Origin of the sequence: Micromonospora sp. L31, from assembly GCF_052068075.1 — a bacterium.
Taxonomy (GTDB): Bacteria; Actinomycetota; Actinomycetes; order Mycobacteriales; family Micromonosporaceae; genus Micromonospora; species Micromonospora purpureochromogenes.
In genome coordinates, this window is record NZ_JBQHDC010000002.1 from 24,480 (window position 1) to 38,475 (window position 13,996).

At 73.7% G+C, this 13,996-nt stretch carries 16 protein-coding genes; 10 read left to right on the plus strand and 6 right to left on the minus strand.

Going from position 1 to position 13,996, the window contains the following annotated elements; all coding sequences use genetic code 11:
• Both ACTMS9_RS06615 and ACTMS9_RS06620 read right to left on the minus strand, forming a co-directional pair.
• Nucleotides 1-660, minus strand: coding sequence for a DUF6766 family protein (locus ACTMS9_RS06615; protein ID WP_441164452.1), 660 nt, complete (start codon nt 658-660; stop codon nt 1-3).
• A gap of 91 nt (nt 661-751) precedes the next feature.
• A complete protein-coding gene (locus ACTMS9_RS06620) occupies nt 752-1,234 on the minus strand; it encodes a DUF4383 domain-containing protein (protein WP_441164453.1) in 483 nt (160 codons plus the stop codon).
• 196 nt (nt 1,235-1,430) lie between these two features.
• Here ACTMS9_RS06620 and ACTMS9_RS06625 point away from each other — a divergent pair, with 196 nt between their 5' ends.
• The 3 genes from ACTMS9_RS06625 to ACTMS9_RS06635 are packed head-to-tail and all read left to right on the plus strand — an operon-like array spanning nt 1,431 to nt 3,386.
• Nucleotides 1,431-2,210, plus strand: coding sequence for a hypothetical protein (locus ACTMS9_RS06625; RefSeq protein ID WP_441164454.1), 780 nt, complete (start codon nt 1,431-1,433; stop codon nt 2,208-2,210).
• A 31-nt stretch (nt 2,211-2,241) separates the two neighbouring features.
• Nucleotides 2,242-2,706, plus strand: coding sequence for a phage holin family protein (locus ACTMS9_RS06630; RefSeq protein WP_441145865.1), 465 nt, complete (start codon nt 2,242-2,244; stop codon nt 2,704-2,706).
• A complete protein-coding gene (locus ACTMS9_RS06635; protein WP_441164455.1) occupies nt 2,703-3,386 on the plus strand; it encodes a DUF3618 domain-containing protein in 684 nt (227 codons plus the stop codon). Before ACTMS9_RS06630 ends, ACTMS9_RS06635 begins: the two co-directional genes overlap by 4 nt.
• 121 nt (nt 3,387-3,507) lie before the next feature.
• Here ACTMS9_RS06635 and ACTMS9_RS06640 read toward each other — a convergent pair whose 3' ends face one another.
• Nucleotides 3,508-4,617, minus strand: a complete 1,110-nt coding sequence (locus tag ACTMS9_RS06640; protein WP_441164456.1) for a glycosyltransferase — start codon at nt 4,615-4,617, stop codon at nt 3,508-3,510.
• Nucleotides 4,614-5,354 carry a class I SAM-dependent DNA methyltransferase gene (locus ACTMS9_RS06645; RefSeq protein WP_441145859.1) on the minus strand — a complete coding sequence of 247 codons (741 nt, stop codon included), beginning with the start codon at nt 5,352-5,354 and terminating at the stop codon, nt 4,614-4,616. The genes ACTMS9_RS06640 and ACTMS9_RS06645 overlap by 4 nt, the downstream gene beginning before the upstream one ends.
• Before the next feature lie 137 nt (nt 5,355-5,491).
• Between ACTMS9_RS06645 and ACTMS9_RS06650 the strand changes: the two genes are divergently transcribed.
• Entirely contained in the window at nt 5,492-6,133 is a 642-nt protein-coding gene (locus ACTMS9_RS06650; protein ID WP_441145857.1) for an SRPBCC family protein, read from the plus strand.
• The gene (locus tag ACTMS9_RS06655) at nt 6,130-7,308 is read left to right on the plus strand and encodes a zinc-dependent alcohol dehydrogenase (protein WP_334570183.1); all 1,179 of its coding nucleotides are present in this window, start codon (nt 6,130-6,132) and stop codon (nt 7,306-7,308) included. Before ACTMS9_RS06650 ends, ACTMS9_RS06655 begins: the two co-directional genes overlap by 4 nt.
• 33 nt (nt 7,309-7,341) lie before the next feature.
• On the opposite strand, the gene ACTMS9_RS06660 is transcribed toward ACTMS9_RS06655, so the two are convergent.
• Nucleotides 7,342-8,589, minus strand: a complete 1,248-nt coding sequence (locus ACTMS9_RS06660) for a cytochrome P450 (RefSeq protein WP_441164457.1) — start codon at nt 8,587-8,589, stop codon at nt 7,342-7,344.
• Between the two features lie 226 nt (nt 8,590-8,815).
• On the opposite strand from ACTMS9_RS06660, the gene ACTMS9_RS06665 reads away from it, so the two are divergent.
• The gene (locus ACTMS9_RS06665) at nt 8,816-9,217 is read left to right on the plus strand and encodes a hypothetical protein (protein ID WP_280841050.1); all 402 of its coding nucleotides are present in this window, start codon (nt 8,816-8,818) and stop codon (nt 9,215-9,217) included.
• 105 nt (nt 9,218-9,322) lie between these two features.
• Here the strand turns inward: ACTMS9_RS06665 and ACTMS9_RS06670 are convergent, their stop codons facing one another.
• Nucleotides 9,323-9,541, minus strand: a complete 219-nt coding sequence (locus tag ACTMS9_RS06670; protein ID WP_067312494.1) for a DUF397 domain-containing protein — start codon at nt 9,539-9,541, stop codon at nt 9,323-9,325.
• A gap of 66 nt (nt 9,542-9,607) precedes the next feature.
• Here ACTMS9_RS06670 and pepN point away from each other — a divergent pair, with 66 nt between their 5' ends.
• From pepN to ACTMS9_RS06690, 4 genes are all read left to right on the plus strand, one after another.
• On the plus strand, nt 9,608-12,124 hold the full coding sequence (gene pepN, locus ACTMS9_RS06675; RefSeq protein ID WP_441164458.1) for an aminopeptidase N: 2,517 nt from the start codon (nt 9,608-9,610) through the stop codon (nt 12,122-12,124).
• Between the two features lie 71 nt (nt 12,125-12,195).
• Complete coding sequence (gene nadD / locus ACTMS9_RS06680; protein ID WP_441164459.1) at nt 12,196-12,792, plus strand: nicotinate-nucleotide adenylyltransferase; 597 nt, start codon at nt 12,196-12,198, stop codon at nt 12,790-12,792.
• 110 nt (nt 12,793-12,902) lie between these two features.
• Complete coding sequence (rsfS, locus tag ACTMS9_RS06685) at nt 12,903-13,313, plus strand: ribosome silencing factor (RefSeq protein ID WP_238450564.1); 411 nt, start codon at nt 12,903-12,905, stop codon at nt 13,311-13,313.
• On the plus strand, nt 13,310-13,939 hold the full coding sequence (locus tag ACTMS9_RS06690) for a histidine phosphatase family protein (protein ID WP_441164460.1): 630 nt from the start codon (nt 13,310-13,312) through the stop codon (nt 13,937-13,939). The genes rsfS and ACTMS9_RS06690 overlap by 4 nt, the downstream gene beginning before the upstream one ends.
• The last annotated feature ends 57 nt before the right edge of the window (nt 13,940-13,996 follow it).

Sequence of the window (13,996 nt, forward strand, 5' to 3'; positions counted from 1 at the left end):
TCAGGCGCCGGTCTGGGCGTGCTCCACGGTGACCGGCTTCGACTCCGGCGACGCGTGCTGGCGCAGGACGATGCTCAGCAGGATCAGCGCGCCGACGGCCAGGAACTCGCTCTGCCAGTTCTGCATGGACTGGAACCAGAAGTCGCTGGTGCCGAGGAACTGCCAGGCGCTGATCGGGGCGGCACCGCTCTGCAGCGCCTGCTCCTCGTTGTACTGGGCCACGCCGCCGAGCAGGTGACCGACGAACGAGCCGGCGAAGATCAGCAGCAGGGCCAGCGAGAGGCTGTTGCGGTAGACCACCAGCGGCAGCCCGCCGACCCGGGCGGGCCAGGGTGAGTCCGGCCCGGCCCGGCGCTCGTCGTCCTCCGGGCGGTCGGTCTGGCCCTCCGGCTTCGACTCGGCCGACCCCCGCTGCACCAGGTACGCGGTGAGCAGCACGTAGCCGCCCATCTGGAGGAACTCCGACTCCCAGTTCTCGAAGACGGACTCGGCGAAGTGCCCCGTGCCCAGGTACGCCGGCCAGCCGATCGGCTGGGCGCCGTACTCGGCGAGCTCCTCGTTGTGGGTCTGCCACCCGAAGACGCTCTGCAGCGACAGGAAGACGAAGAAGGCGCCCAGCATGGTGATGCTCAGCGCGTTGTTCCTGATCCACCGTGGCATCGCGACCTCCTCGTCCCTGTGCCTGACGCTTCGGTGCCCGGATCCGGCAAGGATCAAACTCGGACACGCCGGGCGCTCCGGGCGCCGTGGCTCAGGGGCGGTCGATCGGGTTGTCCAGCCGGCCGCCGGTCCCCGCGTCGTTGGAGAGCAGCAGCCCGAGGGCGAGCATGCCGAAGCCGAGCCCCAGGTGCAGCCAGTTGGCGGCGCCGTTGAGCGGGATGAAGTTGGCCACGGCGTCCCGGTCGAGCAGGAAACCGTACATCCAGAGGCCCAGGTAGGCGGCACCCCCGCCGACCAGGAACAGCCGGGCGCCGCCGACCTGGCGGGCCAGCACCAGCCCGGCCAGTCCGAAGAGCAGGTGCAGCAGGTTGTGCAGGATCGACACCTGGACCAGGCCGAGCAGCTTCGCCTGCGAGTGGTGACCGGCGAAGGCCAGGTCGCCGTACCCGGTGGTGACGCCCGGGACGAAGCCGAGCACCCCGAGCAGCAGGAAGATCACGGCCACCACGAGCGCGACCAGCTGGATCCGGGGTTTCGGCCCGGCCGTGCCACGCCCGCGCGCGTCTCGTGCCATCGATGTCACCTCCACGCAGCAGCTGCCGGTCGCAGCCGGACGATCCTCCATTCTGTAGCCATCAGGACACGGACCGTAGAGAAATGGCGATTCAGGCATGGACCCGACGACCGGGGGTAGTCAAAGTTTGCGCCGATGTGACGGTCGGCGATCCCCCGAGCGCAGAGCCGCACAAGTGCCGAGCGGAAGGAAAACCATGACTTACGATCTGTCATCCTCGTCCTCCACCTACGAGAGCGAGCACAGCAACGGCGGTGGCGTCCGCGACCAGGCCCGCCAGGTCGGCGCCGAGGCCGCCAACGCGGGTGGCGCGGTCGCGCAGACCGCCAAGGAGCAGGGTCGCGAGGTGGTCGACGAGACCAAGCGGCAGGCCCGCAACCTCTACGGCGAGGCCCGCAACCAGCTCGCCAGCCAGACGGGCGCGCAGCAGCGCCGGGCGGCCGGCGGGCTCCGCTCGCTGGCCGACGAGATGCGCTCGATGGCGCAGAACGGCGGCGCGGGCGGTCCGGTGACCGAGCTGGCCCACCAGGCGGCCGACCGGGTGCACGGCGTGGCCGGCTGGCTGGAGGAGCGCGAGCCGGGTGACCTGCTCAACGAGGTCAAGACCTACGCCCGCCGCAACCCGGGCACCTTCCTGGTCGGGGCGGCCCTGCTGGGCGTGCTCGCCGGCCGGCTGACCAAGGGCATCACCTCCGCCGGCGACGACCAGACCGGCAGCCACGGCCTGTACGGCGGCGGCTACGCCGACCCGGACCGTACCGCGGTCATCCCGACGCCGCCCGTGCAGCGCGCGGTGCCGAACGGCGGCTACCTCGACCCGACCCCGGGCTACTCCGGCACGGCCTACCCGGACAACGGCGGCACCACCAGCTACGCCGACCCGGCGGGCGGCACCGGCCAGCCGCTGCCCCCGGTGACCCAGACCGACCCGCTGCCGGGCGTGCCGTCCAGCGGCACCGGCAACCCGCGTCCGTGAGCGTACGAGTCATCCGAAGGGAGGCGGCGGCATGAGCATGCCGACGCAGGGGTCCGGACTGGACTCCGGGTACCACCCCGCGGGTGCGCCGCACACCGCGGACGAGGTCAGGGGCAGTTCCCTCGGTGAGCTGATGCGTCAGGTCACCACCGACCTGTCCACCCTGATGCGGCAGGAGGTGGACCTGGCCAAGGCCGAGATCCGCCAGGAGGGGAAGAAGGCCGGCAAGGCCGCTGGCCTCTTCGGCGGTGCCGGCTTCGGCGGCTACATGGTGGCCCTGTTCCTGTCCGTCGCGCTGTGGCAGGCCCTGGACAACGTGATGGATTCGGGCCTGGCCGCGCTGATCGTCGCCGTGATCTGGGCGGTCATCGCCGCCGTCCTCTACTCCATGGCCAAGAAGAACGCCGAGCGCATTCGCGGCCTCAAGCAGACCAACGACAGCGTGCAGCGCATCCCCGACGCGCTGAAGCCGCACCCGGAGGGAGTCACCCGATGAGCACCGATCCCGACCAGATCCGCCGGGAGATCGAGGCGACCCGCAACAGCCTGAGCTCCGACGTGGACGCGCTGGCGTACAAGGTCAGCCCCGGCCGCATCGTCGACGACCGTAAGCAGCGCGTGCGCAGCGCGCTGCAGAATGTGAGGGAAAAGGTTATGGGTAGCGCTTCCGACCTCGGCCACAGCACCGGCCACGCCGCCCACTCGGTCGGCGACCGCACCTCCTCGGCGGCCTCCACCGTCAGCGACAAGGCCCACTCCGCCGCCTCGACCGTCGGCGACAAGGCCCACTCGGCCGCCTCGACGGTCGGTGACGCCGCCCAGCGGGCGCCGCAGGTGATCCGGCAGAAGTCCGAGGGCAACCCGGTGGCCGCCGGCCTGATCGCCTTCGGCGTCGGCATGCTGGTGTCCTCGCTGATCCCGGCCACCCGCCGGGAGCAGGAGCTGGCCGCCCAGGTCAAGGAGAAGGCCGCCGAGCACAGCGGGGTGGTGAAGGAGAAGCTGGGCGAGGTCGCCGGCGAGATCAAGGATGAGCTGCGCGAGCCCGCGCAGCGGGCCACCGAGTCGGTGAAGTCCACCGCCCAGGACGCCGTCCACGCGGTCAAGGACGACAGCAAGTCGGCCGCCCAGGACGTCAAGGACCAGGCGCAGCAGTCCCGCGAACAGGTGCGGTACTGACCCGAGGCACCTACGTCGTACACCGCAGCTCGCGGCCACTCCCGGCTTCCGCCGGGACGTGGCCGCGAGGTGTGTGACGTCCGGACCCGCTCGGCGTCCTCGGCAGTGTGGGCGCCGGGGATCAGCGCGCGGTGACGCGGCGGCGGAGGGTGTGTTCGAAGTGGGCGGCGCGGCGTACCCGGCCGTCGGCGTACCAGACGCCGCCGCGCAGGACCCGCCGGGCCAGGGCGAGCCAGGCACAGGTGCCGCGCTCCAGCAGCCGCAGCGGGGCGGCCAGCGCGGTGGTCGGCGGGAAGACCGCGGCGCCACCGGCCCGCCGCCGGCCCCGCTCGGCCAGGGCGACCGTCGCGGCGCCGGCCACGAGCAGCGCACCGGGCCGTCGGGCGGCCAGCGCGGCCAGCACGCCGGGCAGCACCGCCAGCGAGGTCAGCAGCCGCACCGGCTGGGCCAGGTCGTCGTACGCCTGGCGGACCCGTTGGCCCCGGAAGTGCGCCGCGGTCGGCGGCAGCCGGCGTACGTAGAGCCCGGCCGGCGCCGCCTCGGTCCCGCCGTACGCCCGCACCGTGCGGATCAGCTCCAGGTTCTCGAAGAGCACGTCCGGGTCGTAGCCCCCCATGGCGCGGAAGGTGCTCCGGCGCACCGCCAGGGTGCCCGGGTAGTCGGCAGCGAGCGCCCGGTTGAGCAGGGTCCGACCGGTGTCCCACCAGGCGTGCCAGGGCAGCGGGTCGAAGTAGTTCTGCGGCCGGACCAGGTCGGCGGTGTCGAGCAGCCGGTGCACGGCGCGCAGCCCCGGCTCGTCGTACCGGACGTCGTCGTCGGCGATCACCACATGCTCGTGCCGGGCCATCGCGACGCCGCTGAGCACGCCGCGGACCTTGCCGTTCACCCCGCGCACCGCCGGGTCGGGGACCACGTGCCGGAGGATGCCGCGCCACGCGGCGGCGTGCCGGGCGAAGACCTCCGGCGGGGAGCCGTCCACCACGGTCACGTCGACCAGCGCGGCGATCGACCGCAGGTACCCGGTCAGCTCGGCCAGGTCGGCGTCGTCGGACCAGCGCAGCGGCAGGACGTATTCGACGGGGAGCCGATCGGGGCGGACGCCGCGCCGCGGCGCGCGGACCGCGGCCGGGTCCGCCGGCTCGGGCGGGACCGGACCGGCGGCGACGGCCGACGGCTCGGGGGCGGCCACCGCCGGACCGGCGACCGGCCGGCGCCGGGCCGGGGCGCTCACGCCGATTCCGGGCACCGGTACACGGACACGTGCTCCCGGCTGTCGTCGGTGAAGGGGCCGCCGGACCAGTCGACCCACCGGTGTTCCCGGCTCATCCCGGCCAGCCGGGCCATCAGGTCCAGCTCGGCCGGCCAGGCGTAGCGGTGGTTGGCGGGCAGCAGCCGCACCCCGTCGTTGCCGAGTCGGATCTTGGTGGTGGTCATCCGCTGCTCGGCGGGGTGCAACCGGGCTGCCTCCAGCAGCACCGCGTCCTGCGCGACGTGCACCGGGCGCAGCGCCGTGCCGCCCCGGAACGCGCCGGGGTCGGGCACCCAGGCCTCCACCACGAACCGGCCCCCGGGCCGCAGGTGCGCGGCGGCGTTGCGGAAGCAGGCGACCTGGGCGTCCTGGTCGGGCAGCGCGAAGATCGTGTTGAACGCGAGCAGCACCAGGGCGTACTGGCCCGGAACCCGAGCCTGCGTGAAGTCGCCGATGGACACCTCGATCCGCTCGCCGCCCGGCTTGGCCCGCAGCCGGGCCGCCATCTCCGCCGACCCGTCGATCCCGACCACGGTGAGCCCCCGCTCGCGCAGCGGCAGGGCCAGCCGGCCGGTGCCGATGCCGAACTCGCAGACCGGGCCGCCGTCGGCGAGCGCCGCCAGGCGGTCCACGGCCGCGTCGGGGGAGAGGTGGGCGAAGGTCAGGTCGTAGACGTCCGCGGGGATGTGCCGGCCGTACTCGCTCGCGTCGAAGGGCAACGCTGCCTCCCGGAAACGGTGTTCGTGACGGCATGCCCGGAACCCGACCGATCAAACGGGGCGTTTCGACGCGTTCACGTCGGGTAGCGCACCGGGATGCGGGCGCCATCTCCGGGCGCTCGGGCGGAGGAGACGTGATGACCAGCAACGGAACGAGGTGGGTGCTGCTCGGCGCCACCACGGCGACCGCGGTCGGGGTCGGCCGGCTGGTGGCCCGGCGGCGCCGCCGGCACCAGCCGGAGCGGCAGGGCGGCTGGTACGTGGTGCGCCGGGGGATCACCGTGGACCGGCCGATGGACGCCGTCATCGGCTTCTGGACCGATCGGGAACGACTGGACCGGGCCCTGGCCGAGTGGGCCACCCTCGAACAGTTCGAAGAGAACCGGTGGCGCTGCGTCGCCAGCGACCCCGCCGGTGGTGGCACCGAATGGCGGGCCGAGATCACCGTCGACGGTCCCGGCCGGCTCAGCTGGCGGGTCACCGACGGCCCGGTGCCGCAGCAGGGACACGTGGACCTGACCCCCGCGCCCCAGGACCGGGGCACCGAGATCCGGGCCGAGCTGCGCTACCGCGCCGGCGGCCCGCTGGGCCGGCTGCTGGGCCTGGCCCGCGGCGACGAACCCGACCTGGCGCTGCGCGACGCGCTGCGGCGGATCAAGTCGCTGATCGAGGCCGGCCAGGTGATCGACACCCGGCGCGACCCCTCGGGGCGCAGCCCCGCGCAGGAGGCCGCGACCGACCAGGTTCGCGAGCGGCTGACGACGGGAGGACGGGCGTGAGGGCGCTGTGCTGGGAAGGGGTCGGCAAGCTGGCGGTCCGGGACGTGCCCGAGCCGCGCGTCCGGGCCGAGGGGGACATCATCGTCAAGGTCCGGGCCAGCAGCGTCTGCGGCTCCGACCTGCACCTGATCAACGGGTTCCTGCCGGCCATGCGGGAGGGCGACATCCTCGGCCACGAGTTCATGGGCGAGGTGGTGGAGACCGGGCCGGGCGTGCGCCGGCTGCGCGTCGGCGACCGGGTGGTGGTCGGCTCGGTGGTGGCCTGCGGCGGCTGCTGGTACTGCCGCACCGAGCAGTTCTCGCTCTGCGACAACTCCAACCCGCAGCCGGTCGTGCCGGAGAAGCTGTGGGGCCACTCGCCGGCCGGCATCCTCGGCTACTCGCACGCCGCCGGCGGCTACTCCGGCAGCCACGCCGAGTACATCCGGGTGCCGTTCGGCGACATCGGCGCGTTCAAGGTCCCCGACGGGGTGCCCGACGACGCGGTCGTCTTCGCCTCCGACGCCATGCCCACCGGCTGGATGGCGGCCGACTTCTGCGGGCTCTCCGGCGGCGAGGTGGTGGCGGTCTGGGGTGCCGGCGGGGTGGGCCAGATGGCCGCCCGCGCCGCCCAGCTGCTCGGCGCCGGGCGGGTCATCGTCATCGACCGGCTGCCGGAGCGGCTCGCCACGGCCGCCGACCGGCTCGGGGTGGAGACGATCAACTACGCCGAGACCGACGTGCTGGAGGCGCTGCGGGAGATGACCGCCGGCCGGGGACCGGACGCCTGCATCGAGGCGGTCGGCATGGAGGCGCACGACGTCGGCCCGGCGTACGCCTACGACAAGGCCAAGCAGAGCGCCCGGCTGAGCACCGACCGGCCCACCTCCGTCCGTCAGGCGATCATGGCCTGCCGCAAGGGCGGCACGGTGAGCATCGTCGGCGTCTACGGCGGGCTGGTCGACAAGTTCCCCCTCGGCGCGGCGATGAACAAGGCCCTGGTGCTGCGGATGGGGCAGATGCACGCCCAGCGCTACATCCCGATGCTGCTGGACCGCCTCGCCGCCGGCGAGATCGACCCGGGCTACCTGGCCACCCACCCGATGTCGTTGGAGGAGGGCGTGCGCGGCTACGAGATCTTCGAGAAGAAGCAGGACGCCTGCCTGCGCAGCGTCCTGCACCCGGCGATGGCCTGACCGGCGGGCGCGTGCGTCGCGCCGGGCCGGGGCTCAGCCGGTGCGGCGCACGTCGTCGATGACGAAGCCGCTGGGCGGCAGGGTCGGCATCCGGCCCAGATTCAGCGCCAGGTTCTGCGGTGGCACCTCGTACCGCATGGCGGTGGTCAGCATGGTGACCGCCCGCTTCATCAGCTCAATGGTGATCCACTCGCCGGCGCAGCGGTGTCCGCCCAGGTGCTCGCCGCCGCCCTGCGGCACGAAGCCGTACGGGTCGTCGCGCCAGCCGGCGAAGCGTTCCGGGCGGAACCGTTCCGGTTCCGGCCAGAGGTCGGGGTGGTGGTTGGTGCCGTACAGGTCGAGCAGCACCCGCCGGCCGCGCGGGAAGTGGTGGCCCTGCCAGTCGAAGGAGCGCCGGACCCGGGCGGCGACCACCGGGAAGAACGGGTAGTAGCGGCGGACCTCCTGCACGAAGCACTCGGTGGCCTCGTCGCCGGCCCGGACCCGCTCCCGCCAGGTCGGGTGGTCGTGCAGGGCCAGGGCGGCGAAGACCACGTACCGGTCGATGGCGACGGTGGGGCGCAGCACGTTGAGCAGCTCCACCGCGGCGACCCGGCGGGGCAGCAGCCGGCCCTGGGCGTCCCGGTGCTCGGCGATCGCCCGCAGCGCGCTGCCCTCGGGCGCGGGCAGCGTGCCGACCCGGGCCCGCTCCACCACGTCGCCGGCCCACCGTTGGCCCCGGCGGCGGCCGAGCAGTCCGCGCCAGTGCCGGGGCCCGAGCGCCGCCGGAGCGTCGATCATCGCGTGCAGCTCGTCGGTGCGGCGGGCGACCTGGCTCGAGGCCAGCGGGATGCCCGCCCAGGCGCAGACCGCCCGGGTCAGCATCCGGGCGACCTCGTCGTAGAGGACCACCCGACCGGACTGCTCCCAGACCGGGATGCGGGTGGTCCACTCGTCGGCGAAGAGCTGCCCGAGCTGCCGGACCGCGCCGGGCGTCATGATCGACAAGAGCATGGCCTTGCGGTCGGTGTGCACCGATCCGTCCAACCCCTGTACGCCGCCCCGACCGGTCAGCGTCCACTGGCCCCGCATGGGCATCGCGCCCTCGCGCTGGAACCGCTCCGGGTCGTAGAAGAGCACCGCCGCCGGCCGGCCGCGCAGGCAGATCGTCCGTTCCAGCAGCAGCCGGGTCTGGAAGATGTCGCTGCCGTAGCGGTCGCAGCGGGAGCCGATGTACCGGTATCCCTCGCGCAGGAACGCCAGGGAGCCCTCCGGGCTGCGGTCGACGGGAGTGGTGACCATCGGACTCTCCTGACGCGGGTGACAGCGGCCGGCCGCACTGGTCGACCGGATGGCGTTACCCAGGCCGGGGCCACTGAATCCCCCCGGACCGGCGTCGGGGACACCTCCGGGGGTGTGGGCCAGTCGACGAGGCCGTCCGCTGGCCCCTCCCAGGACGCCGGAAACCTGGTTTCCTCGTCTCCGGGCCGGCCACGGTGTACGGCCGGCGTGACGACGGGGAGGGCCGATGCGGGACAACAGGCCGCCGTACTGGCGGCAGCGGCGGGTGGTCGAGGCGTTCGGGAGCGGCCGGTCCGGCGGAGCCGACGGTCCACCGCTGATCACCGCCGCCCGGCGGGCGCCCCGGCCGCCCCGGCGCTTCACCGCCCACCTCGGCTTCGAGGCGGACGGGCCGGAGCACGCCCGCGACCTCGCCGTCGCGTACGCCGAGGCGTTGAGCCTGCTCCGTCCGGAGCTGGTGCTCGGCGCGGCAGCCCTCTCACCGGCCGACGCCTGGCACCGGGCCGAGCGGCTCTTCTGCGGCGCGCCGGGGCCGGACGGCGAGCGCTGCGCCGACGTGGCCGGTCATCCCGGCTTCCACCACGCCGCAGGCCCCGGTGGCCTCGGCTGGGGCGAGGGTGACGGGTGAGCCGCGGCGGGCCGGCGACCGGCGGTGTCCCGATGGCGGGCGACACCGCCGGGCCGCCGGCCCGACGTCGACCGGGCGTGCCCCCGGCCCCGCGGCGCGCGGCGCTCAGTCCAGGTCGAACTCGCCGTCCTGCGCGCCCGCGACGAAGGCGTCCCACTCGGCCTGGGTGAAGACCAGCACCGGCCCGTCCGGCTCGGCGGAGTTGCGCATGCCGATCAGGTCGTCGACGAAGGCCACCTCGACCGCACTGTCGGAGGTGTCGCCCTCGGCTCGCTGCCAGACCGCCCGGGACAGGTCGAAATCGCCCTTGGGGTGCTGACCCATTGTTCGTCCTCCATCACCACGCGTCATGGGGAGCCCGTCCGGTTCCCCGTCGGGCAGGATAAGCGGATGCCGAGCCTGACCCGTGTAGAGGCGACCGCGCGTCGCGCGCTGATCACCGTCGAGTCCTACGACGTGGACCTCGACCTGACCGGCGGCGGCGAGCGGTTCCGCTCCACCGCCACCATCCGGTTCCGGGCCACCCCCGGAGCCGACACCTTCGTCGAGGTCAAACCCGCCCGACTGCTCGGGGCGCGCCTCAACGACCGGGACCTCGACCCGGAGGCGCTGGCCGACAACCGGCTGCCGCTGACCGGGCTGGCCGGGGAGAACACGCTGACGGTCACCGCCGAGATGGCGTACTCGAACACCGGCGAGGGGATGCACCGCTTCGTCGACCCGGCCGACGGCGAGACCTACCTCTACGCGATGTCCTTCCTGGACGACGTGCAGCGGCTCTTCGCCGCCTTCGACCAGCCCGACCTGAAGGCGCCGGTGACCCTGTCGGTGACCGCCCCGCCGGAGTGGACGGTCGCCGCCAACGGGCAGCTCGCCGCCAACCCCTGGCCGGGGCGCTGGGAGTTCGCCCCGACCGCGCCGCTGGCCACGTACTTCGTCTCGCTGATCGCCGGCCCCTGGCACGTGCGCCGCGCCGAGCACGACGGCATCCCGCTCGGTGTCTACTGCCGGCGTTCCCTGGCCGAGCACCTGGACGCCGACATCGACGAGATCCTCACCGTCACCCGGCAGTGCCTCGACCGCTTCCACCAGCTCTTCGCCGAGCGCTATCCGTTCGCCAAGTACGACCAGGCGTTCGTGCCGGAGTTCAACGCCGGCGCGATGGAGAACCCGGGTCTGGTCACCCTCCGCGACGACTACGTCTTCCGGTCGGCGGTCACCGACACCCAGCGGGAGCTGCGGGCCACCACCATCGCCCACGAGATGGCGCACATGTGGTTCGGCGACCTGGTGACCATGCGGTGGTGGGACGACCTGTGGCTCAACGAGTCGTTCGCGGAGTACCTGGGCACCCGGGTGACCGCCGAGGCGACCCGCTTCGACCGGGCCTGGACGACCTTCGCGATGCGCCGCAAGGCGTGGGGGTACACCGCCGACCAACGTCCCTCCACCCACCCGGTGGCTCCGCAGGAGGTCCGCGACGCCGCCCAGGGCCTGCTCAACTTCGACGGCATCTCGTACGCCAAGGGCGCCAGCGTGCTCCGGCAGCTGGTCGCCTGGCTGGGCGACGAGGCATTCCTGGCCGGCCTGAACGCCCACTTCGCCGCCCACCGGTTCGGCAACGCCACCCTGGCCGACCTGCTGGCCAGCCTCAGCTCGGCCAGCGGCCGGGACCTCACCGACTGGGCGGAGCGCTGGCTGCGCCGCCCCCAGGTCAACACGCTGCGGATGGAGACGGCGGTGGACGCCGACGGCCGCTGGGTCGACGCCGCCCTGGTGCAGACCGCCCCGGACGCCCACCCCGTGCTGCGCCCGCACCGGGTCGGCGTGGGCCGGTACGCCCCCGACGGCACGGTGCGCCGCGTCGAGGTGGACCTCGACCCGGACACCGACAAGGGCCGCACCGAGCTGACCGCGCTGATCGGCGAGCCCGCCACCGGCCTGCTGCTGCCCAACGACGGCGACCTGACCTTCGCCAAGATCCGCCTCGACGCCGCCTCCGCCGACGCGGTGCCGCTGGTGCTGCCGGGGCTGGCTGACCCGCTCGCCCGGGCGCTGCTCTGGGGTGAGGCGCTGGACGCCGCCCGGGACGGGGAGCGCCCGGTCGCCGCCGTGGTCGCGCTGATCGCCGCGGCGCTGCCCGCCGAGACCGAGGTGATCATCGCCGAGGACGTGCTGACGCTGAGCCGCGGCCTGATCGACCGCTACCTCGACCCGCTGGCCCGGGACGCCGCGCTGCTGCGGGTCGCCGGGGCGTGCGCCGCGCTGCTCGCCGGGGCGCCGGCCGGCGGCTCGTTGCAGCTCGCCGCCGCGCGGGGCCTGATCGCCGCCAGCACCGACACCGGGCTGCTCGCCGGGTGGCTGGCCGGGGACGGGGTGCCGGAAGGGCTGGCGGTGGACACCGACCTGCGCTGGGCGCTGCTGCTGCGGCTGGTGGTGCTAGGTGCGGCGGGCGAGCCGGAGATCGCCGCGCAGGCGGCCGCCGACCGCAGCGCCACCGGGGCGGAACGGGCCGCGTGCTGCCGGGCGGCGCTGCCGGACGCCGAGGCCAAGCGGGTCGCCTGGGAGATCGTGACCAGCAGCACCGAACTGTCCAACCGGCTGGTCGAGGCGACCGCCGAGGGCTTCTGGCAGCCCGAGCAGGCCGAGCTGACGGCGCCGTACGTCGAGCGGTACTTCGCCGACATGCCGGCGGCCGCGCGGCTGCGTACCGCCTGGACGGCCGACCGGGTGACCACCCTGGCGTTCCCCCGGTACGCCGTGGCGCAGCCCACCCGGGAGCTGGCCGCGGCGCTGCTGGCCCGCGACGACCTGACGCCCGGGCTGCGCCGCTGGGTCACCGACCTGGACGACGACCTGCGCCGCGCGCTGGTCGCGCGGACGGCGGTGGCCGCCGCGTCCGCCTGAGTCAAGCCGGAGGTTGGGACGGTCCGGCGGCCCCGACGGGCCGCCGGCCGTCCCCGGCCTACGATCGTCGGGTGGAGGAAGACATCCGGCGGATCGGCATCATGGGCGGCACCTTCGACCCGATCCACCACGGGCACCTGGTGGCGGCGAGCGAGGTGGCCGACCGGTTCGGCCTGGACGAGGTGGTCTTCGTCCCGACCGGTCAGCCGTGGCAGAAGGCGGACGAGCCGGTCAGCCCCGCCGAGGACCGCTACCTGATGACGGTGATCGCCACCGCCTCCAACCCCCGCTTCCAGGTCAGCCGGGTGGACATCGACCGCAGTGGCCCCACCTACACCGTCGACACCCTGCGCGACCTGCACGCCGAGTACGGCCCGAAGGTGCAGCTCTACTTCATCACCGGCGCGGACGCGCTGGACAAGATCCTCTCCTGGAAGGACCTGGACGAGATCTTCGAGCTGGCCCACTTCATCGGCGTGACCCGCCCCGGGTTCGAGCTCACCGACAAGCACCTGCCCGCCGACACGGTGAGCCTGGTGCAGGTCCCGGCGATGGCGATCTCCTCCACCGACTGCCGCGAGCGGGTGGCCCGGGGGGAGCCGGTCTGGTACCTGCTGCCGGACGGTGTGGTGCAGTACATCGCGAAACGCCGGCTCTACCAGCAGTGAACCGCCCTGGTATGTGAGCGTCTGTCCGGATAATCGACCAGAACTGACAAGTCGTCGCGCCCCCGGGTATGAGACGCTTGGAGGGTCGTACGGTTGATCGAAGGAGAACGGTGACAGTTTCCGAACGCGCTCACGAGCTGGCGATGGCCGCCGCCCAGGCCGCGGCCGACAAGAAGGCGCAGGACATCGTCATCATCGACGTGGGCGACCAGCTCGCCATCACCGACGCGTTCGTCCTCGCCGCGGCCCCCAACGAGCGTCAGGTGCTGGCCATCGTCGATGCCATCGAGGAGCGGCTGCTCGAGCTGCCGGAGAAGGCCAAGCCGGTGCGCCGCGAGGGCGAGCGGGGCGGTCGCTGGGTGCTGCTCGACTACGTCGACATCGTCGTGCACGTGCAGCACACCGAGGAGCGCGAGTTCTACGCCCTCGACCGGCTCTGGAAGGACTGCCCCCAGATCCCGTTCGTGGATCGGGACCTGGTCGAGGCGGACGCCTCCGCCGGCACCTCCAGCGCGGAATGACCCGCCTGATCGTCTGGCGGCACGGCAACACCGACTGGAACGCCGCCAGCCGCGTCCAGGGGCAGACCGACGTGGCGTTGAACGACCTGGGCCACGAGCAGGCGCGCACCGCCGCGCCGCTGCTCGCGGCCCTGCGTCCGGACGCCATCGTCGCCTCCGACCTCAGCCGGGCCGCCGCCACCGCCGCCGCGCTCGCCGCGCTCACCGGCCTTCCGGTACGCGCCGACGCCCGGCTGCGCGAGCGCCACTTCGGCCGCTGGCAGGGACTGGCCCTCACCGACGCCGCTGCCCGCTTCCCCGAGGAGTACGCGCGCTGGCGGGCCGGCGACCCGGACCCGGGCGCGGAGATCGAGACCCTCGACGACCTCGGCAAGCGGGTCGGGTCGGCGCTCCAGGACGCGGCCGACCTCGGATCCGGCGGCACCATCGTGGTGGCCACCCACGGCGGCGCGGCCCGGCAGGGCGTCGGTCACCTGCTCGGCTGGGACCACACCGTGCTGCGCACCATCGGCTCCCTGGCCAACTGCCACTGGACCGAGCTGCGCCACGACGACGTCCGGGGTTGGCACCTGCGCGCCCACAATGTCGGGCTGATCGCCCGGCCGACACCCGGCGAAGCGGTCTGAGACAGCTTCCTGGTCATCCGGCCCGGGCACTCGGTCGCGACATCGGCTAGCGTGCCG